Here is a 19,285-nt window from a genome sequence, read left to right as displayed (position 1 = left end):
GACAAGAAGGGCCGGCGTTTTGTGCCGACCCGTCTTGTGAGTGGATCAGGCGGCCTTAGTCTTCAAGGCTTCTTCGTCTCGGACCATCTTGGTGACGGCGGCGAAGTCGAGCTTGCCGGAGCCGAGCACCGGCACTTTTGAGACGACCCGCACTTCGGCCGGCACCATCAAATCCATGGCGCCATTGGCCTTGGCGAACGCGAGGAAATCCGCGCGGGTGGCGCCTGGTGCCTCGGTGATGAGGATCAGCTTTTCGCCCTTGCGCGCGTCCGGCACGGTGGCGACGGCCGAGAGCGAGCCCTTCCACAATTCCCCGGCCAGCGCTTCCACCGCCGCCAGCGAGATCATCTCGCCGCCGATCTTGGCGAAGCGCTTGGCGCGGCCGCGAATGGTGATGAAGCCACCCTCGTCGATGGCGACGACGTCGCCCGTATCATGCCAGCCGTCTTCAAGCGGTTCGAGCACGCCGGGCTTCTCGGCCCGGAGATAGCCGGCCATGACGTTCGGTCCGCGCACGAACAGCCGTCCGCCATCGTCGACGCCGGGCACGGGATCGAGGCGATATTCCATGCCGGGCATGATCTTGCCGACGGTTCCGGAGCGGTTGTACATCGGCGTGTTGATCGAGATCACCGGCGCCGTCTCGGTGACGCCGTAGCCCTCGAGGATGCGCACGCCGAACTTCTCCATGTAGGTCATGCGCGTCGCGGCCTTGACCGGTTCTGCGCCGGCAAAACAATAGCGGATCGAGCGGAAGTCATAGGGATGCGCGGTGCGCGCATAGCCGGAGAGGAACGTATCGGTGCCGAAGATGATCGTCGCGTTCGAGCCGTAGATCAGTTCGGGCACAAGGCGGTAGTGCAGCGGCGAGGGGTAGAAATAGACCGGCACGCCCGAGATCAGCGGCAGTACGGTGCCCGCCGTCATGCCGAAGGAATGGAAGATCGGCAGCACGTTGAAGACCTTGTCGCCCGAGTGGAAGTCGATGCGCGACGCCGCCTGGGCGGCATTGGCCAGGATGTTGCGGTGGGTCAGCACCACGCCCTTGGGCGTGCCTTCCGAACCCGAGGTGAACAGGATCACCGCAGGATCGTCGGGCTTGCGGGCAACGCGCGGCGTGCTTTTGCGCAGCAGGCCCAGGAGCTTGTCCTTGAGGCCAATGGTGGCGCGCAAATCATCGAGCCAGACGATGTTCACCGAGCGGCCGAGCTCCTCGACCACGGCGCCGAGTTTTGCCTGTTCGATAAAGGCGCGCGAGGTGAGCACGGTCTTCACCTCGGCGGCCTTGCAGGCGGAGAGGATGTTGGCGGCGCCGGCGGTGAAGTTCATCATCGCCGGAACCTTGCCGGAAGACATGACACCGAGCAGCGTCGCGCAGGAGCCGTTGGCGTTGGGCAGCATGATGCCGAGCGTCTGCTGGCCGGCGTAGAGGTTCTTGAATTTCTCGCCAAGCACGGCAGCAGCCGTCAGGAGCTTGCCGTAGCTCAGGGAACCGGTTACCGGGTCCTGCACGGCGAGCTCTCTCATGCCGCGTTCGGTGGCGGTCTGGATGATCTTTTCCAGCACTGTCTTGTCGATGTCCTGGGTGCGGAAGACGAGGTCCGACATCACCTGATAGAGGGCAGACCCGGCCGCGGCGCGGCGCTTGCGGCCCTTCAGCTCCGGCGCAACCTCGAGCTTCACCGGTTCCAGAATGGTCACCTTGACCTTGGGGAACAGGCGGCGGCGCACATGTTGCGAGCTCAGCCGCGAGAAGTAGGTCTTCTCCAGCCCGTCGATACGCACCGGCACAACCATCGAGCCGGTCTTGTCGGCGACCATGGCGGCGCCGTCATAGACCTTCATCAGGCCGCCGGTAACGGTGATGCGGCCCTCCGGGAAGATGACCAGCGGGTCGCCACCCTGCACGACCTTGATCAGCGTGCGGGTGGACATCGGCTTGGCCGGATTGAGCGGCAAAGCGCGGGCAAGTTTCATGAACGGCTTCATCCACCAGGCCTGGGCGATGGTGTAGTCGATGGCGAAGACCGGCTCCTCATCGGTCAGCGTCAGCGCCAGCGGACCGTCGAGGAAGCTGACATGGTTGAGCGCCAGGATCGGCGCCTTGCCGGCCGCCTTGAGGTTGTCCATGCCCTCGACCTCCAGGCGGAGGAAGGCCCGGAACAGGATGGAGACGAAATCGCGGAAGGGGCTCGTCGGCAGGAATTTCAGCATCAGCCAGGCAGCAATCGCATTGGCCGCGGCGAGGCCGAACAGAATGCCACCGGTGGAGACTTTCGTCTGGATCACGGCGACAATGATACCGCCGACCGTCATGAAGCCGGCATTGACGATGCTCACCGCGGCAACGACACGGGCACGGCGCGCCTCGGGCGACCAGGCCTGCACGGCGGCGAAGGTCGGCACCACCAGGAAGGCGGCTGCAATGGCCATGCCGGCGAGGTCGATGGCGACCCGGATCGTGTTCGGGCCGGCGAAGAATGCGCCAAGAGTTTCTGCCTGGGGCGAAGGCGTCATGCTCCATATGGTCCAGGCCAGATGCAGGCCGAACAGCGCCAGCAGCGCCGTGCCGACCGGTGCCGGCAGAAGCACGATGCGGCCCTGCGACATCCAGGCGGCGATGGCCGAGCCGATGGCGATCGAGACGGCGAAGACCGCGAGATAGACGGTGACCGCCATCTCGTTGCCGCCGAGCGAATCCTTGACCAGGGTCGGCAGGATCGACAGCACGATGGCGCCGATCAACCAGAACCACGAGGTCATCAGGCCGGCGCGCCAGATGCGCATGTCTGTGCGCAGTTCCGAGACCTGACGCCAGGTCGAGCGGAAGATGTTCCTGTCGATGACGAGGTCGGGCGCCGCCGAACCGGTGGAGGGAATGTAGCGGCTGACGAGCCAGCAGCCGACGGCGAGCGCCATCATGATCGGTCCGAACACTGTGACGCCGATGCCATCGGCGGAAACGACGCCACCGGCAATGGTGCCGCCGAGGATGGCGGCAAAGGTGGCCGACTCGATCCAGGCGTTGGCCTTGGGCAGTTCCTTGCGCTCGAGGTGATCCGGCAGGATGCCGTATTTGATCGGCCCGAACAGCGCCGAGATGATGCCGAACATCAAGAGCGCCACCATCAGCACGGGAATGGACGACAGCGCGATGCCGACGACAGAGACACCCGCCGCAGCGATCTCGGCGAATTTCAGTCGCTTGGCGATGAGGGCCTTGTCGAAGCGGTCGGCAATCTCACCGCCAAGCGCGGACAGGAACAGGAAGGGGGCCATGAAGACGGCGCCCGCCAGAGTGACCAGAGACGCCGCCTGATCCGCCGCCAGCGTGAACAGAATAAGGAACACCAGCGTGTTCTTCAGGAAATTGTCGTTGAAGGCGGACAGGAACTGCGTCCAGAACAAAGGCGCAAAGCGCCGGGATGTCATCAGATGAGCTGTGGGACGGTTGATCGGGGCGATTTCCATAGCGGCGACTTCCATTGGGCAAGACCGGTGAAATCCTATTGGGATTGATCAGCGGTCTTGCGCGGTTTGAGCCTTGTTTAGCGGGAACCCGGTTACACTTCGTTACTGCGGCTGACTTCCATCAGCAGCTTCTCGGTCTTGGCGTCTTCCAGCCGGTTGATGAAGCGGCTTGCTTCTTCCGAGTCACGCAACGTCTTGGTGATGGTGATCGAGGTGTGCACGAGCATGATGGCGGCCATGGCGTAAAAGCCCTTGGCGGCGAAGCTCGCCTCCATGAAGTAGATGCCGCCGGCCATCATCGTGGCGGCAACGACGAAACTGGCCATGGTGAAGGTCTTCCAGGCACTCGAGTCCTTAGGGGAGTAGGTGTTCGGGGTCATCGGTATAATCCTTTCGTTTCAGGGTTAGGTTGGTTGGGCACGGGTCTGTTTCAGGCCTGATACAATCAGGCCGGCTTGGTCATCGTCTTCGTCAGCCGTTCGAGCACGGCGTCGGCGCTGCTTCTGAGCGGCGCGCCGCAGCCGGCGGCCGCGAGCTTTTCGCTGACCGCGGCCGGATCGCCCGATTGCTCCATCTCGGCCATGGCCGCCGCGGTGGCGTCGATCTGCTTTTGCCGTGTGCGCAGGCGCAGCAGCGTCTCCTCGGCGTCCCTGAGCGCCGAGAGAGTCGAGCCCGGAGCGCTTTCGCGCAGGCGCTGGGTCGAGTCGACGGCGGCAACGATGCGCTGGCCGCGCTGCAATTCACGCAAGCGCATTTCAGAGACGCGAATAATCCGCTTCAGCCGTTCGATTTCGGTGCTGAAGCTCTTCTGCGCCTCGCTGGAAGCGTCGCGTTCGGCTTCCAGCATGGCGATGGTTTCCGCCGCCTCGCGGGCCAGTTCATTTTGTCCCTGCTCGATCGCGGCGATGGTGCGCTTCTCCAGGTCGTCGATGCGGACGACCAGTTTCTTGAACTGCGCGACTTCCTGTTCGTTCTGGGCGATGGCAATTGCGACCGCCCGGCGGGCAGCGGCGATGGCGTCGGCGCAATCGCGGATCTGCTGGCGCAAGATCACCAGCGCGTTGCGGTCGACGACCGTCTCTGCTGCTTCGTAGCTGCGGCCGCGAACGAGAGCAAAAAACTGTTTCAACATTCCCGCTTCTCCTCTATGAACGTTGTTCACAAATGCAACGTAACACATCGTGAACGGCGTTCAAGAGAAAAATGAACGGTGTTCATGAATTTCGGAGCAAGACGGTTAATGACGGCAAAACGGGACGCCAAACGTGAGGATCTCAGGGGCAGGCTGATCGAGGCCGCCCAGGCGCGAATTCAATCCTCGGGGCTCGCCGGGCTGCGCGCACGCGACATCACGGCCGATGCCGGCTGCGCGCTCGGTGCGCTCTACACCGCCTTTGCCGACCTCGACGAACTCATCCTGCACGTCAACTCGATTACGCTGGCGCGGCTGGGAGAGGCCTTGCAGCAGGAGGCGACGGGCGCCGCAGAGCCAAGGGCGAGGCTGAAGGCGCTGGCCAAGGCCTATCTCGGCTTCGCGCGCGACAATCGCATGGCGTGGAAGGCGCTGTTCGAACACCGCATGGCGCCAGGCGTGGCGGTGCCCGAATGGCACCTGGCCGAACATGCGGTGCTGATCCAGCATCTGGTCGAGCCGCTTGCCCATTTGCTGCCCGCGTTGGACACGCCGGACCTGCTGGCCCGCGCGCGCACCCTGTTCTCCGCCGTCCACGGCATCGTCGCCATCTCGCTCGAAGACCGCTTCATTGGCCTCGCGCCCACCGACCTCGAAAGCGAGCTGCTGGGTTTCGTCGACACGCTGGTGAGCGGGTTGCAGGCGGAGGGTGGAGAGAAATGACGACAGTTACGAAAGAGCGCCTTCAAACAAGGTGCGGATCTTTCGAAGGCAGATGGACAGAAATTCTGCTGGTAGAGCTGAGGCGGCTCCACCAAGTTCGCAAAGCTTTTTGTGGCTTGGTAGCGCATTCCTTATGGAGAAGTATCCGGAGGACGCGTTTTCGCATCTCCGTTATGCATCTCGTAAAATGGCAGCGATCGATCATAGCATCATGGATCACCTTCAACACTCGGCTCTGCGGTTGCCTGCACTAGCCATTCTCCTAAGCCCTTTGCCTCATGGTGAGGCAGCAGATAGCTTAACCACCCATGCCCAATGTGGCGCAGGTTGAGTAGTACTCCTGATAGCCCTGGATGAATATTGAGGTGGGTGCGCCATGTGGGATTGATCGCAACTATCGAGCCACCTGTCGGCTTGAAAGGCACCTCTGGAAATATGTCTGCTCTGTGTCGCGTTAGTTCGGAAACCAAATCGGTGAGTGTGTCGGCGTTCAGGTCAATCGTGCACTCTCCAATCGTAATTGATACCGCTTTCTCCGACTTCTTGGTGACGGAAATGCCTTCAGGAAGCTTTATGTCTTCGCTCATGTTGTGGGAAATCCGATGATGGAATTCCGTGGCTGTGTTGTGTACGGAGTAAGAGATTGCATTCCCGTGGTCCGCCAGGACAAGGTCAATTTTTCCGTCTACGCCCTGCACAATACGCAAACTCTTCAGAGGCCATGGTTGCTGTTCGCCGATGAATAGTGACGCGTCGTGCCCCAATCTGCTCTTTATAGTTGCTATGAACTCGTTCGGCGACCCGGAGATGCTATGTTGATTGTATCCATCGTCATTCTTTAGGATGACCACTCCGGATTGCCGCTGAACTGTGTAAATAACCATGCCATCGTTTTCCGATGAGCCCGTCACCGACACCGTGTACCCACCTAGCTCCGGCGTACCCGGACCAATGAGGTCGCCAGGCTTATGCGTTTCAAATGTGGGATCGGATACTGCGTAGACGTAGCCGCAAAACGCCGCCCCGGCTTCGGTCAAAAGGTATGGAGTTGCCCATCCGCCGACGTCATGCTCAGCGGTAGTCGAAAACAGTTCGCACATAGCGACAATCGCTGTATCAAGTTCATGGGGGACCTCTCTCCCTGCAACACCGCACATGAAGTGTTTGAACGCTTTTGGAGCGAAACGGGCTCCTTCGGTTCTCAACCGCTGAAATCGTTCAAATGCGTCGGGCGAGCCAATATGCAGTGTGGGTAGCTCCGTCGCATCCCCCTTGCTTATGCGTTGCAAGGTCGGCCCATCTTTCCGTACTAGTGCGACCGCAAAATCGGCGTCCACATCGCGCGAAGCTTCGATCAAAATACTCAAGGCATGCTCCGCGCTATCTGCAGATGAAGCTCGCCTAACTAGCTGACTACCCAACTCAGCGGCGCCGGCGAAAGCAAAGAGGCCAGGGAAATTCTTGCTGCTCTCGATTTTCGGGAGAAACTGCCTCTCTCTTAAGCTGATGAGTCCACCCGTGATTGCCGTGTCGCCAACCATCCACGCCGAACCGTCTGATATCCCAGCTACGATTAGGGTCACTGTCGCTACCTCTTGCTCCAACTAACTATAAGATCGAACCAACGCCGGAACTGCTAAGGCAGACTGATTCCAGTGATATTTCCGGAAACGTGCACAGTTCCTGCACGGCCATGGTTTTGCGGCCTCAGATATCACGTCCAAAGCGGGGCTTTAACGGGACTGTCGATGTGTCCGAAAGCTGAATGTGGTGGAAAAAATTCCGCTGGTGGAGCTGAGGAGGATCGAACTCCTGACCTCGTCATTGCGAACGACGCGCTCTCCCAGCTGAGCTACAGCCCCGTCCAGCGGATGGCGCATTTATCGAAGGCTGCGGTTTCCTGTCAAGGCGGGGGTTTGCCGAAATCCCTTGTCGCCATGCCGCGTCGGGCGCTGTGCAAACGCTGCCCTTGCCGGTTTCGTGCGCAATGGCTACATGTCGGCAACAATTGGAGACCGGCATGCTCGCCCTCATTCAAACAATCGTCATGGCGCTCGACCTCTACTGGTGGGTCATCATCGCCTCAGCGATCTTTTCCTGGCTTTATGCCTTCAACGTCGTCAACTCGCGCAATCAGTTCGTCGGCAGCATCGGCAACATGCTCTACCGGCTGACCGAGCCGGCGCTGCGGCCGATCCGTCGGTTCATGCCCGACCTTGGCGGTGTCGACATCTCGCCGATCATCCTGCTTTTGCTCCTGTTCTTCCTCAGGCAGCTCATTCTCACCACGATAGCGCCGCTGGTCCTGTGAGGCCGAAGATCGCTTGAGCGCGCCTTTTCGTACCCGCGAGAATGGCATCGACCTGTTCGTCCGGCTGACGCCGAAGTCTTCCGCGGACAGGCTTGAAGGCGTCGAAATATCGGCGGACGGGCGAAGCTATTTGAAGGCGCGCGTGCGCGCCGTGCCGGAGAATGGTGCGGCCAACGCCGCGCTGGAGCGGCTGATTGGTAAGGCGCTCGGTGTGCCTGCATCGACCGTGTCGGTTGTCGGTGGAGGTACTTCACGGCTGAAGACACTGCGTGTCGCGGGTGATCCGGCTGTGCTGGCGCTGCGCGTTGAAACGCTCAGCGGCGGATCGAAGATCCAGCGTTGCGGCATGTACACCCTTGATCTGTCGGAAGGACAGCGCCCCCCTCTGTCCTGCCGGCTTTCGTCGCTCGCAAAGCCAAGCAATTGGCTTTGCGTCCGCAATGCGGACCGCTCCTCAACCCCCACGAGGGGGGAGATTGGCAGCTTCTGCGTCGCTCTCAATCCCCCAGCGGCAGCTTCGGATCATCGACCTTCAGCGTGTTCACGCTCTGCTTGATGCGGCGCAGGTTTTCGAGAACCCTGGGTCCGCGCGTCTCGGCGACCGAAGTGACGATCATGTCGACGATCGACAGCAACGCATAGCGCGACGAGGTCGGCTTGTAGATGTTGCCGTCTTCCAGCGACTGGAACTGGATGACCGTGTCGGCGGCTTTGGCGAGTGCTGAGTCCGGCGGGGTGATGGCGATGGTGGTGGCGCCATATTGCTGGGCAACCTGGACCGCATCGATGACCGAGCGCGCATAGCCGGACACCGAAAAGGCGATCAGCGTCGTCTCTGATGTGGCGACCGCGGCATACATGCGCTGCAATTGCCCGTCGATCTGCGCCAGCACCGGCACGCCCAGCCGAAATAGCCGGTTCTGCATCTCGGTCGCCATCATCGAGGAAATGCCGCCGGAGCCAATGCACAGCACATTGCCTGAATTGACGATGCGCGCGGCGACGCCCACCAGCGTCTTCATGTCGAGGTTTTCGCTGGCACGCTGGATGGCGGCAATTGCCGCTTCGGTGATGGCTGAGGCGATGCGCTGCTCGCGCGCATCGCGGCTGAGCGGCTCGGGCGACAGATACTGGCCGCCAATGGCGATGGCCTGCGCCAGATAGAATTTAAAGTCGCGCAAGCCCTCGCAGCCGAGATTGCGGCAGAAGCGGGTGACCGTCGGCTCGCTGACGCCGACACGTGCGGCGATCTCGGAGATTGCCGCCTTGGAGGCGAAATCGAGATCGGTCAGCACGAGGCCGGCCAGCCGGCGGTCCGATTTGGTACCATCCTGCAGCATCAGCTGCAGGCGCGTGATGATGTCGGCCGGCGTTTTCATTTCTGGGTTGTCGTCTTCATCCCTGGATTTTCGTTTTCATACCGGCGCTTTCATAGCGGCAGGCCCGTGGCCTTGTCGAACAGATGGATGTTGCCCGGCGCGACGGAGACCGGCAGCATTTCACCCGGCTTGACCTGTATTCGGTCGCGGAACACGGCACGGACCGTATCCGCACCGATGGCGCCATAGACATGGGTTTCCGAGCCGGTCGGCTCGACGACATCGACCTTGATCGCCATCGCGTCGACAGCCTCGCCGATGACGAAGTGTTCGGGCCTTATGCCGGCCTCGACCGTGCTGCCCGCCGGTACCGTCTTGCCGCCGAGCGCCAGCCGCCCGCCGCCGGCCGACTCGAACCAGCTTTTCTCGGGCGTGGTCTTCAGCGCGCCGGACACGAAGCTCATCGACGGTGAGCCGATGAAAGAGGCGACGAATTTGTTGGCGGGACGGTCGTAAAGCTCCAGCGGCGCGCCGACCTGCTGGATCTCGCCGCGGTCCATCACCACGATGCGATCGGCCATGGTCATGGCCTCGATCTGGTCGTGGGTGACATAGACAATGGTCGATTTCAGCCGCTGGTGCAGCGCCTTGATCTCGGTGCGCATCTGCACGCGCAGCTGAGCGTCGAGGTTGCTGAGCGGCTCGTCGAACAGGAACACCGAAGGTTCGCGCACGATGGCGCGGCCCATGGCGACGCGCTGGCGCTGGCCGCCCGACAGCTCCCGGGGGTAGCGGTCGAGATAGGAGAACAGGTTGAGGATGCCCGACGCCTTCTTGACCTTCTCATCGATGGCAGGGCGCGCCTCGCCGCGAATCTTTGGACCGAAGCCGATATTGTCTGCCGCCTTCAGGTGCGGGAACAGCGCATAGGACTGGAACACCATCGCAATATTGCGCCGCTGAGGCGGCAAATCGTTGGCGCGCACGCCGCCGATCAGAAGGTCGCCCGAGGTGATCGGCTCCAGTCCCGCCAGCATACGCAGCAAGGTCGACTTGCCGCAGCCGGACGGGCCGACCAGCACGACGAACTCGCCACTTTTGATGTCGAGGCTGATGTTCTCGAGGATCTTGTGTCGCCCGAAGGATTTCGACAGGTCGCGGAACTCGACATCGGTCATGGTCAGGCTCCCAATATGTCGTCGATGAAGGGCAAGAAGCCGGCGGTCAGTCCAGCGTCCACCGGCACCACCGCCCCCGTTATGCCCGATGCGCGCTCCGAGGCAAGGAAGGCCACCGCTTCGGCCACTTCCGTGGCATCGACGATGCGGCCGAGCGGATAGAGCCGCTGCAGCTTGCCGAGAATATCCGGGTTCTTGGCCAGGCGATGGTCCCAGGCAGCGGTGCGGATCGAACCAGGGCAGACGACATTGGCGCGCAGGCCGCTGCGGCCGAGCTCCACCGCGACCGCTTTGGCATAGGCGTTGATGCCGGCCTTGGCCGCGGCATAGGCCGGGTTGCCGAAATGGGAAATCGCATTGACCGAGGAGATGAAAACCACGTTGCCCGAACCACGCGCCGCCATCGCCTTGATCAGCGGATCGGCGAACAGCATCACCCCGGCCAGATTGAGGTCGAGCTCGTGCTCGATCTTGTCGGGGGTCAGCGCGGCAAGCGTCTCGGCACGCGTCCAGCCGGCATTGTTGATCAGGATGTCGGGAACGCCGTCTTTCTCGAGGATCGCTGGTATCGCCACCTCGATGGAAGCCCGGTCGAGCAGGTCGAAGACGTAGCGCGAGGTCAGATGCGGGCTGCCGAGTTGATCTTCCGATTGGTCGCAGCCGACGACCCGTGCGCCGCGCTCCGCCAGAAGCGCCACGATGGCCGAGCCGAGGCCCCCGCCGGCGCCGGTGACCAGCACAGTCTTACCTGCAAATTCGGCCTTTGAAACCACCCTGCGCGTCTCCCTGGGTCTACGATAGTCGCAAAACGCTATTTTAAGAAATGTAATTAAGCAACAGGATAATCTGCTTGCGCAGCGCGAAATGATGGATAATGTAGGAAAGTCACATCAAGCCGAGGCCGCCTGAAAGCCGCAAGTGCGCAGGCGCCAATCAATGGGAGAGATCATATGACGCTTGCGAAATGGACCATAGGCCTGATGGCCGGAATGAGCATGCTGGCGCTGACGGCGCAGGCGGACGCCGGCGAAGTGCGTGTCACCGTCGCCGAATACAGCGCCAAGACCGGGCCGTATTTCGAAGCGGTGAAGAAGGAATTCGAAGCCGCCAATCCCGGCATCACCGTCAAGTTCGAAGTGGTGCCGTGGGAAGTGCTGCTGCAGAAGCTGACCACCGACATCACCGCCGGCACCAATGCGGACCTGTCGATCATCGGCACGCGCTGGCTGATCGACTTCGTCCAGCAGGATGTCGCCGAGTCGCTCGACGGCTACATCACGCCCGACTTCAAGGGCCGCTTCATCGACACTTTCCTGTCGCCGTCGATCATGGAGGGCAAGACCTACGGCCTGCCGATCGCGGCTTCGGCGCGCGCCTTGTACTACAACAAGGAATTGTTCGAGAAGGCCGGCATCGCCAAGCCGCCGGAGACCTGGACCGAACTGCAGGAAGACGCGCGCAAGATCAAGGCGCTGGGCACCGGCACGTTCGGCTTCGGTTTGCAGGGCAAGGAGATCGAGACCGACGTCTACTACTACTATGCGATGTGGTCGCAAGGCACCGAGATCCTCAACAAGGACGGCACTTCCGGTTTGAGCACGCCGGGTGCGCTCGAAGCCGCCAAGCTTTACAAGTCGATGATCGACGAGGGGCTGACCGAGCCGGGCGTCACCTCCAACAACCGCGAGGACGTGCAGAACCTGTTCAAGCAGGGCAAGGTCGGGATGATGATCACGGCACCCTTCCTGTCCAACCAGATCAGGGACGAGGCGCCAAATCTCAAGTATGGGGTGGCGGCGATTCCGGCCGGCCCAACCGGCGCGCGCGGCACCTACGGCGTCACGGATTCCATCATCATGTTCAAGAATTCCAAGAACAAGGATGAGGCCTGGAAGCTGCTGGATTTCCTGTTCACCACCGAACAGCGCGCCAAGTTCACCCAGGGCGAAGGCTTCCTGCCGGTGAACAAGGAAGAGGCCAAGATGGACTACTACGTCAACAATGCCGATCTGGCCGCCTTCACCGCACTGCTGCCCGATGCCCGCTTCGCGCCGGTCATTCCGGGCTGGGAAGAAGTCGCCCAGATTACCTCGGATGCCATGCAGAAAATCTATCTTGGCGGCGACCCCGAGGCAGGCCTGAAGGAAGCGGCTGATAAGGCCAACGCGGTGCTGAAGAAATAGGGCGTGTCTCCCTGCGCCCGGCGCGCCCCTAGAGATCGGGGCGCGCCAAATCTTCCAGCCTTCGGACGAAGGACAGATCGTCGATGTCAGCGCCGCCCCTCATTGCCCTGCCGGGCATTTCTCCCCGTATAGTGACGGGGAGAAAGGGCTGACGCACCTCCAACAATGAGACCGGGGCAGCGCAAACGTCTGCAGGAAACTCAAATCCTGAAGCGCTGCTCTAGAACGATATGCAAGATTGATCCGAGCTGGGATGCCAGCGCCACTGATGTCCAAACACGGTACAAAACCGGCCGATGCAAAATCGCTTCCTGCCCTATATGCTGACCTTGCCCAGCCTGCTGCTGGCGGCGGTGGTTATCTTCTGGCCGGTCTGGGACCTGATCCAGATCTCAACGCATGATGTCAGCCGCTTCGGCCAGTTGCGCGACTTCAACAATTTCGCCAACTACGCCGCCTTCCTCGCCGATCCCGATTTCCTGGCGGCGCTCTGGCGCACTGGCCTGTGGACGCTGCTGGTTGTCGGTGGTGCGCTGCTTTTGTCGGTGCCGGTGGCGATGGTCCTCAACACCGATTTCTATGGCCGCGGCATTGCCCGCGTCATCATCATGCTGCCCTGGGCGGTGTCGCTGACGATGACGGCAGTGGTCTGGCGCTGGGCACTCAACGGCGAAAGCGGCATGCTGAACTCGGCGCTGATCGGGCTCGGCCTGATCCATGAGAACATCCAATGGCTGGCGCGTGCTGAGACCGCCTTTCCGATGCAGGTGCTGATCGGCATATTGGTGACGGTGCCGTTCACGACGACGATCTTCCTCGGCGGCCTGTCGTCAATCCCCGACGATCTCTATGAGGCGGCGGCGCTGGAGGGTGCCACGCCGCTGCAGCAATTCCGCGAGATCACCTTTCCGCTGCTGAAACCGTTCATCAACATCGCCATCGTGCTCAACACCATCTACGTCTTCAACTCGTTCCCGATCATCTGGGTGATGACGCAGGGCGGGCCGGCCAATTCCACCGACATATTGGTCACCCATCTCTACAAACTGGCTTTCCGCATCGGCAAGCTGGGCGAAGCGTCGGCGGTGTCGCTGCTGATGTTCGCCATCCTTTTGATCTTCACCATGATCTATGTGCGCCTCGCCATGCGGGAGCAACGCGCATGACGCCAAAGCTGAAGCGCACGATCATCGCCTGGCTGCTGCTTTCGCCGCTGCTCGTAGTGACGATCTTTCCGTTCGCGGTGATGTTTTTGACCGCGGTCAAGCCAAGGCAGGAAGTGTTGTCGCCGACCTGGTGGCCGAGCGAATTCCACTGGTCGAATTTTGCCGACATGTGGGTGGCGACCGGCTTTGGCCAGGCGCTGGCCAATTCGCTCTATGTCTCGGTCATCGCCACGGCCGGCGCCATCCTGATCTCGGTGCCGGCCGCTTACGCCATGTCACGGTTTCGCTTTGCCGGCTATGGCGCCTTCCGCCAGTTCCTGCTGATCTCGCAGATGATCTCGCCGATCGTGCTGGTGCTCGGCCTGTTCCGGCTGATGGCAGCCTGGGGGCTGATCGAATCAACGACCGCGCTCGGCGTCATCTATATGGCCTTCAACGTCGCCTTCACCGTGTGGATGCTGCAGAGCTATTTCGACACCATTCCGCGCGATCTCGAGGAAGCCGCCTGGATGGAAGGCGCCGGCCGCTGGCTGACACTGCGAAAAGTGTTCCTGCCGCTCTGCCTGCCGGCGATCGCGGTCACCGCCATCTTCACCTTCATCAATGCCTGGAACGAGTTCGTCGTCGCACTCACCATGCTGCGCAGCCAGGAGAGCTACACGCTGCCGATCCAGGTGTTCTCGCTGGTCGCCGGCCGCTACTCGATCGAATGGCACCATGTGATGGCGGCGACGCTGCTGGCGACCCTGCCGGTGGCGATCCTGTTCATCTGGCTGCAGCGCTATCTCGTCAGAGGGCTGGCGCTCGGGGCGGTCAAATAGCCTGACACTACGGAGCTTCCATGCGTATCTTCACCGCCTCGCTGGCGACGGAAACCAACACTTTCTCGCCGGTGCCGACCGACCGGGCGTCGTTCGAGATGGCGTTCTATGCCGGCCCGGGCAAGCATCCGGACACGCCGACCTTGTGCTCGTCGCCAATGGTCGCGCTGCGCCGGCGTGCAGCCAAGGATGGGCTGACCGTCATCGAAGGCACCGCCACCTGGGCAGAGCCGGGCGGCCTGGTGCAACGCCAGACCTATGAGGCGTTGCGCGACGAGATCCTCGGTCAGTTGCAGGCCGCCTTGCCTGTCGATGCCGTCATTCTTGGCCTGCATGGCGCCATGGTCGCGCAAGGCTATGACGATTGCGAAGGCGATCTGCTGGACCGAGTCCGCGCAATGGTCGGGCCGGATGTGGTGATCGCGGTGGAGCTCGATCCGCACAGCCATCTGACGCCGAAGCGCGTCGCGGCGTCAAACATCATGGCCTACTTCCTCGAATTCCCGCACACCGATTTCTACGAGCGCGGCGAGCATGTCGTCGAGCTTGGGTTGGCTGCCGCGCGCGGCGAGATCAGGCCTGTGATCTCGACCTTCGACTGCCGCATGATCCAGGTGCTGCCGACCAGCCGCGAGCCGATGCGCTCCTTTGTCGACCGCATCAAGGCGCTGCATGGCAAGGACGGCGTGCTGTCGGTCTCGGTCATCCATGGCTTCATGGCGGCGGATGTGCCGGAGATGGGCACGCGCATCCTCGTCGTCACCAACAATGACAAGGCCAAGGGCGATGCGCTGGCGGAGCGCTTGGGGCGTGAACTCTACGCCATGCGCGAGAAGACCGCGATGACGATGCTGAACACCGAGGACGGCATTGCGCGGGCGCTGGCTGTGCGCAAGGAAAACCCGGATAGACCGGTGGTCATCGCGGACATATGGGACAATCCCGGCGGCGGTGTTGCCGGCGACGGCACCATCGTGCTGCGCGCCATGCTGGCACGCGGCATCGACAATGTCGGCGTGGCGACGATCTGGGACCCGATTGCCGTCACCTTCTGCCAGGCTGCCGGCGAGGGCGCCGTCATCGACCTGCGCTTCGGCGGCAAGGCCGGCCCGTTGGCCGGCGAGCCGATCGACGCGCGCGTCAAGGTGCTGAAAGTCGTTCCGGAGGGCTGGCAGAGTTTCGGGCCGAGCCGGGTGACGCTCGGGCCGACGGCGCTGGTGCGCATCGAAGGTACCGAAATCGACATCATCCTCAACACCAACCGCACGCAAACCTTCGAGCCGGATATTTTCTTCAACATCGGCGTCGATCCGATGAGCAAGGATATCTTGCTGATCAAGTCGACCAACCATTTCTACGCCGGCTTCGAACCGATCGCGGCGGAGATTATTTATGTCTCGGCGCCGAGCTCGTACCCGAGCAATCCGGCGATGACGGATTACAGGAAGCTGACGCGGCCGGTGTGGCCGAGGGTGACAGATCCTTGGAAGGACGAGGCCGGTAATCTCCCCCCTTGAGGGGGAGATGTCGCCGCAGGCGACAGAGGGGGTCGCCTCGCGTGAAGCGCTAACCCCTGCGCCGAAGATGAGGGGCGCGCCCGGTCGGACCGACCCCCTCTGGCCGCTTTGCGGCCATCTCCCCCTCAAGGGGGAGATTAACTGCGCTACACCAACCCGCGCTTCACCATCATCGCCTCCGGCGACGGCATCTTGCCACGAAACGCCGTGTACAGCTCTTCCGGGTCCTGCGAGCCACCGGCGGCGTAGATGTTCTTCCGCAGCCGTTCGGCCAGCGCCGGGTTGAAGGGGTCTCCGGTTTCCTCGAAGGCGGCGAAGGCATCGGCATCGAGCACTTCCGACCACATGTAGGAATAGTAGCCGGCTGAATAACCGTCGCCTGAGAAGACATGGCCGAAATGCGGGGTGCGGTGGCGCATGGCGATGGTGTCAGGCATGTGTAGCTTCTCCAGCGTTTCGGCCTCGAATTGAAGCGGCTGGTCCGGCGCATCCGAGCGCGCGTGATAGGCCATGTCGATCAGCGCCGACGCCGTGAACTCGACCGTGGCGAAGCCGGCGCCGAAGGTGCGGGCGGCCAGCATCTTGTCGAGCAGCGCCTTCGGCATCGGCTTGCCGGTTTTCACATGCAGCGCATGCTTTTCCAGCACCGCCGGCACCGTCAGCCAATGCTCGTAGAGCTGCGAGGGCAGTTCGACGAAATCGCGGCTGACCGAAGTGCCCGCCACGGACGGCCAGGTGACGTCGGTCAGCATGCCGTGCAGCGCATGGCCGAATTCGTGGAACAGGGTCTTGGCCTCATCGACCGACAGAAGGGCGGCTTCGCCGGCCGGCGGCTTGGCGAAATTCATGATGTTGTAGATCACCGGCTTCGACCCGTTACCGAGCTTATAGCCGGACTTCAGCGCGCTCATCCAGGCGCCGGAACGCTTGGAGGAGCGGGCGAAATAGTCGGCAAGAAACAGGCCCCGCTCGCTGCCATCGGCGTTCTTCACTACGAAGGTGCGTGCGTCGGGATGCCAGGCGGCAATGCCCCTCTTCTCCTCGAAGGTGATGCCGAACAGTTTGGTCGCAACGTCGAAACAGGCGTCGATGACGAGGTCGAGCTGCAGGTATGGCTTCAGCTCCGCCTCGTCGAAGGCGTATTTTTCCGTGCGCAGCTTCTCCTGGTAGAAGCGCCAGTCCCAGGCGGCGAATTTTTCGTTGCTGCCGGCTTCGGTCGCCAGCCGTTCCAGTTCCTTCTGGTCGGCGGACGCCTTCTCCAGCGCCTTCCCCCACACCGGGTCGAGCAAATCGTGCACGGCCTTCGGCGTCTTGGCCATGGTGTCGTCGAGCTTCAGCGCGGCGAAAGAGCCGTAGCCGAGCAGCTTTGCCTTCTCGGCGCGCAATTTCAGCATGTCGCGCACCACTGACGTGTTGTCGCTGGCGCCGCCATTCTGGCCGCGCATGGTGAAGGCGCGGAAGGCGGTTTCGCGCAGGTCGCGGCGCTCGGAGAAGGTGGTGAACGGCTCATAGATCGAGCGCGACAAAGTAACGGCGTAGCGGCCCTTCTGGCCGCGCGTCTCGGCCGCCTCGGCCATCGAGCTCTTCACGAAGTCCGGCAGGCCGGCGAGATCGGCCTCGTCGAGGAACAGCGCCCAGTCGCGCTCGTCGGCCAGCACGTTCTGGCCAAAAGTGGTGCCAAGCGAGGACAGTTCCTCGCTGATGTTGGCCAACCGCTTCTTGCCGTCGGCGTCGAGCTTGGCGCCGGAGCGGACAAAGCCTTTCCAGGTCTTTTCCAGCACGCGCAGCGTCTCGGCGTCCAGTTTGAGCGTTTCGCGGCGCTGGTAGAGATCGTCGATGCGGGCAAACAGCTTCTCGTTCATCGAGATCGCCGAGAAATGCCTCGACATCTTTGGCGAAATCTCGCGCTCCAGCGCCTGGATCGCGTCGTTGGTGTGAGCGCCGGCCCGGCACCAGAAGATCGACGAGACATGATCGAGCGGCTCGCCAGCAAGCTCAAGTGCTGCCAGCGTGTTGTCGATGGTCGGCGCATCCTTGTTGCCGGCAATGGCATCGATCTCGGCCTCATGCGCCTTCAGCGCTGCGTCGAACACTGCGGAGAAATCGCCGTCGCCGATGTTGGCGAAATCCGGCAGGCCGAGCGGCCCTTGCCATTTGGTCAGCGGATGGGCGGCGAGGTCGACGGTTTTCGTGGACGGCATGGGGATCTTTCTATGATTGGCGGGCTTGCTGACCGATGTAGGGCGATGCCTGGCGCTGCGCAACAGCGCGACCGTTCAAGCTGGCGTCAGAAGCCGTCGCAATTTTCCGCGATCGCCGCTTGCGAACTGGCGGTGATGCGGTTGCCGGTGACCGCAAACGTCTCCTGCATCAGCATGTCATTGTTGGGAAAATCGTAGCAGGCGATGACCGTGGTGATGCCGGCCTCGCTTTTTTCGATGCGATGCCGGATCGCGGCGCCGGCGACCGCACCCTTCCATTCGTCGATTGAAGCGATGAATTCCTGTTTCGACTGCACGACGCCGAGATCGTCGAGCTTGATGCGGACATCGTCGGCGAGCAGATCCGACAGTTCGGTGCGATCGGCAACCAGCAGCGCCGAATACCAACGGTCGATGATGGCGCCGTCATCGGCGCGGGCAGGGGTGAGCGAGAAGAGCAGCGCCACCACGGCGAAAACGATCGAATGGCGATTCCGCATGGCTGCCTCCTCTTATTTGACCATGATCTTATCCGAAAACCGGTGCCCACTTTTCGCTGGCGCGGACCTTCGGTTCGGGATCATGATCTATGTCAAATCCGGCCGCTCGAAGTCGCCGGTGTCCTTGTTCATCACCCAGAGTTCGCCGGTCGAAATGTCGAACCAGGCGCCGTGCAGCGCCAGCCGTCCCTTGCCTTCGAGGATCGAAACGCAAGGGAAAGTCCTCAGATTGGCAATCGAATAGCGGATGGAAATGCGCTCGAGCGCCGTCTGCCGTTCGGTCGCCGTCATGAAGGTGCTGGACGACACGGTCTCGGCCGCCGGCGCGATCAGGCTCATCCATTTGCCGATAAAGTCGCCGGGCGACAGCGGCGCCGAATTGGGATCGAGCGCGGCGCGGATGCCGCCGCAGCGGCCATGGCCCATCACCACGATGTTTTTCACCTTCAGGCTCTGCACGGCGAATTCGAGCGCGGCGGAAGTCGAGTGGAACTCACCATCCGGCGCATAGGGGGGCACCAGATTGCCGACATTGCGCAACACGAAGAGTTCGCCGGGGCCGGCGTCGAAGATCGCTTCGGGGGCGGCGCGGGAATCGCAGCAGGCAACGATCATGGTTTCGGGCGACTGCCCCTCGCGGGCGAGCTCACGATAGCGTCCGCTCTCGGTGAGATAGCGGCCGTTCATGAAGTTGCGATAGCCGTTGAGAAGGTGTTCGGGGAGGTGGGGCATGGGCGGAGGACGGAGCCTTTCCGGGTTGGAG

Annotated in this window: 16 protein-coding genes, 1 tRNA gene and 1 pseudogene; 7 read left to right on the top strand and 11 right to left on the bottom strand. The window is 62.1% G+C overall.

Annotated elements, in window-relative coordinates:
• Window positions 1–45 precede the first annotated feature (45 nt).
• From AC1D1L_RS11310 to AC1D1L_RS11300, 3 genes are all read right to left on the bottom strand, one after another.
• Window positions 46–3,471 (bottom strand): acyl-[ACP]--phospholipid O-acyltransferase, encoded by a 3,426-nt coding sequence (locus AC1D1L_RS11310; RefSeq protein ID WP_477341264.1) that lies wholly within the window; start codon window positions 3,469–3,471, stop codon window positions 46–48.
• Window positions 3,472–3,563: 92 nt separating this feature from the next.
• A complete protein-coding gene (locus AC1D1L_RS11305) occupies window positions 3,564–3,851 on the bottom strand; it encodes a YiaA/YiaB family inner membrane protein (protein ID WP_192254861.1) in 288 nt (95 codons plus the stop codon).
• A 65-nt stretch (window positions 3,852–3,916) separates the two neighbouring features.
• Window positions 3,917–4,603, bottom strand: a complete 687-nt coding sequence (locus AC1D1L_RS11300) for a PspA/IM30 family protein (RefSeq protein ID WP_477341262.1) — start codon at window positions 4,601–4,603, stop codon at window positions 3,917–3,919.
• Window positions 4,604–4,711: 108 nt separating this feature from the next.
• Here AC1D1L_RS11300 and AC1D1L_RS11295 point away from each other — a divergent pair, with 108 nt between their 5' ends.
• A complete protein-coding gene (locus AC1D1L_RS11295; RefSeq protein WP_477341260.1) occupies window positions 4,712–5,326 on the top strand; it encodes a TetR/AcrR family transcriptional regulator in 615 nt (204 codons plus the stop codon).
• 209 nt (window positions 5,327–5,535) lie between these two features.
• On the opposite strand, the gene AC1D1L_RS11290 is transcribed toward AC1D1L_RS11295, so the two are convergent.
• Entirely contained in the window at window positions 5,536–6,693 is a 1,158-nt protein-coding gene (locus tag AC1D1L_RS11290; RefSeq protein ID WP_477341258.1) for a hypothetical protein, read from the bottom strand.
• 419 nt (window positions 6,694–7,112) lie between these two features.
• Window positions 7,113–7,188 (bottom strand) — tRNA-Ala (locus AC1D1L_RS11285).
• Window positions 7,189–7,346: 158 nt separating this feature from the next.
• On the opposite strand from AC1D1L_RS11285, the gene AC1D1L_RS11280 reads away from it, so the two are divergent.
• Both AC1D1L_RS11280 and AC1D1L_RS11275 read left to right on the top strand, forming a co-directional pair.
• Window positions 7,347–7,637, top strand: coding sequence for a YggT family protein (locus AC1D1L_RS11280; RefSeq protein WP_023668602.1), 291 nt, complete (start codon window positions 7,347–7,349; stop codon window positions 7,635–7,637).
• Between the two features lie 13 nt (window positions 7,638–7,650).
• A pseudogene (locus tag AC1D1L_RS11275) lies at window positions 7,651–7,953 on the top strand (DUF167 family protein); the annotation flags it as partial.
• Between the two features lie 181 nt (window positions 7,954–8,134).
• Here the strand turns inward: AC1D1L_RS11275 and AC1D1L_RS11270 are convergent.
• The 3 genes from AC1D1L_RS11270 to AC1D1L_RS11260 are packed head-to-tail and all read right to left on the bottom strand — an operon-like array spanning window position 8,135 to window position 10,907.
• A complete protein-coding gene (locus tag AC1D1L_RS11270; protein ID WP_112561284.1) occupies window positions 8,135–9,016 on the bottom strand; it encodes a MurR/RpiR family transcriptional regulator in 882 nt (293 codons plus the stop codon).
• Window positions 9,017–9,066: 50 nt separating this feature from the next.
• Window positions 9,067–10,134 carry an ABC transporter ATP-binding protein gene (locus AC1D1L_RS11265; RefSeq protein ID WP_477341256.1) on the bottom strand — a complete coding sequence of 356 codons (1,068 nt, stop codon included), beginning with the start codon at window positions 10,132–10,134 and terminating at the stop codon, window positions 9,067–9,069.
• Window positions 10,135–10,136: 2 nt separating this feature from the next.
• Window positions 10,137–10,907 carry an SDR family oxidoreductase gene (locus AC1D1L_RS11260; RefSeq protein WP_477341254.1) on the bottom strand — a complete coding sequence of 257 codons (771 nt, stop codon included), beginning with the start codon at window positions 10,905–10,907 and terminating at the stop codon, window positions 10,137–10,139.
• A gap of 177 nt (window positions 10,908–11,084) precedes the next feature.
• Here AC1D1L_RS11260 and AC1D1L_RS11255 point away from each other — a divergent pair, with 177 nt between their 5' ends.
• The 4 genes from AC1D1L_RS11255 (at window position 11,085) to AC1D1L_RS11240 (ending at window position 15,821) form a co-directional block, all read left to right on the top strand.
• Entirely contained in the window at window positions 11,085–12,317 is a 1,233-nt protein-coding gene (locus AC1D1L_RS11255) for an ABC transporter substrate-binding protein (RefSeq protein ID WP_477341252.1), read from the top strand.
• Window positions 12,318–12,613: 296 nt separating this feature from the next.
• On the top strand, window positions 12,614–13,483 hold the full coding sequence (locus AC1D1L_RS11250) for a carbohydrate ABC transporter permease (RefSeq protein ID WP_436262262.1): 870 nt from the start codon (window positions 12,614–12,616) through the stop codon (window positions 13,481–13,483).
• Entirely contained in the window at window positions 13,480–14,304 is an 825-nt protein-coding gene (locus AC1D1L_RS11245; protein ID WP_477341249.1) for a carbohydrate ABC transporter permease, read from the top strand. The genes AC1D1L_RS11250 and AC1D1L_RS11245 overlap by 4 nt, the downstream gene beginning before the upstream one ends.
• 20 nt (window positions 14,305–14,324) lie before the next feature.
• Window positions 14,325–15,821: a M81 family metallopeptidase gene (locus AC1D1L_RS11240; RefSeq protein WP_477341247.1), complete on the top strand. Its 1,497-nt coding sequence runs from the start codon at window positions 14,325–14,327 to the stop codon at window positions 15,819–15,821.
• A 146-nt stretch (window positions 15,822–15,967) separates the two neighbouring features.
• On the opposite strand, the gene AC1D1L_RS11235 is transcribed toward AC1D1L_RS11240, so the two are convergent.
• From AC1D1L_RS11235 to AC1D1L_RS11225, 3 genes are all read right to left on the bottom strand, one after another.
• Window positions 15,968–18,022, bottom strand: a complete 2,055-nt coding sequence (locus AC1D1L_RS11235; RefSeq protein WP_477341245.1) for a M3 family metallopeptidase — start codon at window positions 18,020–18,022, stop codon at window positions 15,968–15,970.
• An 86-nt stretch (window positions 18,023–18,108) separates the two neighbouring features.
• Entirely contained in the window at window positions 18,109–18,522 is a 414-nt protein-coding gene (locus AC1D1L_RS11230; protein ID WP_477341243.1) for a nuclear transport factor 2 family protein, read from the bottom strand.
• 87 nt (window positions 18,523–18,609) lie between these two features.
• Window positions 18,610–19,254: a carbonic anhydrase gene (locus tag AC1D1L_RS11225; protein WP_112561294.1), complete on the bottom strand. Its 645-nt coding sequence runs from the start codon at window positions 19,252–19,254 to the stop codon at window positions 18,610–18,612.
• Between the last annotated feature and the right edge of the window lie 31 nt (window positions 19,255–19,285).

This window comes from Mesorhizobium sp. P2_D6 (genome assembly GCF_056404315.1).
Note: the sequence above shows the minus strand (reverse complement) of the source record. Positions and strands in the feature narration are given on the sequence as shown.

What these genes read in the sequence shown, in the direction of transcription:
- AC1D1L_RS11310 (WP_477341264.1), bottom strand. Translation starts at nt 3,471, where the DNA reads ATGGAAATCGCCCCGATCAACCGTCCCACAGCTCATCTGATGACATCC.
- AC1D1L_RS11305 (WP_192254861.1), bottom strand. Translation starts at nt 3,851, where the DNA reads ATGACCCCGAACACCTACTCCCCTAAGGACTCGAGTGCCTGGAAGACC.
- AC1D1L_RS11300 (WP_477341262.1), bottom strand. Translation starts at nt 4,603, where the DNA reads ATGTTGAAACAGTTTTTTGCTCTCGTTCGCGGCCGCAGCTACGAAGCA.
- AC1D1L_RS11295 (WP_477341260.1), top strand. Translation starts at nt 4,712, where the DNA reads ATGACGGCAAAACGGGACGCCAAACGTGAGGATCTCAGGGGCAGGCTG.
- AC1D1L_RS11280 (WP_023668602.1), top strand. Translation starts at nt 7,347, where the DNA reads ATGCTCGCCCTCATTCAAACAATCGTCATGGCGCTCGACCTCTACTGG.
- AC1D1L_RS11270 (WP_112561284.1), bottom strand. Translation starts at nt 9,016, where the DNA reads ATGAAAACGCCGGCCGACATCATCACGCGCCTGCAGCTGATGCTGCAG.
- AC1D1L_RS11265 (WP_477341256.1), bottom strand. Translation starts at nt 10,134, where the DNA reads ATGACCGATGTCGAGTTCCGCGACCTGTCGAAATCCTTCGGGCGACAC.
- AC1D1L_RS11255 (WP_477341252.1), top strand. Translation starts at nt 11,085, where the DNA reads ATGACGCTTGCGAAATGGACCATAGGCCTGATGGCCGGAATGAGCATG.
- AC1D1L_RS11250 (WP_436262262.1), top strand. Translation starts at nt 12,614, where the DNA reads ATGCAAAATCGCTTCCTGCCCTATATGCTGACCTTGCCCAGCCTGCTG.
- AC1D1L_RS11245 (WP_477341249.1), top strand. Translation starts at nt 13,480, where the DNA reads ATGACGCCAAAGCTGAAGCGCACGATCATCGCCTGGCTGCTGCTTTCG.
- AC1D1L_RS11240 (WP_477341247.1), top strand. Translation starts at nt 14,325, where the DNA reads ATGCGTATCTTCACCGCCTCGCTGGCGACGGAAACCAACACTTTCTCG.
- AC1D1L_RS11235 (WP_477341245.1), bottom strand. Translation starts at nt 18,022, where the DNA reads ATGCCGTCCACGAAAACCGTCGACCTCGCCGCCCATCCGCTGACCAAA.
- AC1D1L_RS11230 (WP_477341243.1), bottom strand. Translation starts at nt 18,522, where the DNA reads ATGCGGAATCGCCATTCGATCGTTTTCGCCGTGGTGGCGCTGCTCTTC.
- AC1D1L_RS11225 (WP_112561294.1), bottom strand. Translation starts at nt 19,254, where the DNA reads ATGCCCCACCTCCCCGAACACCTTCTCAACGGCTATCGCAACTTCATG.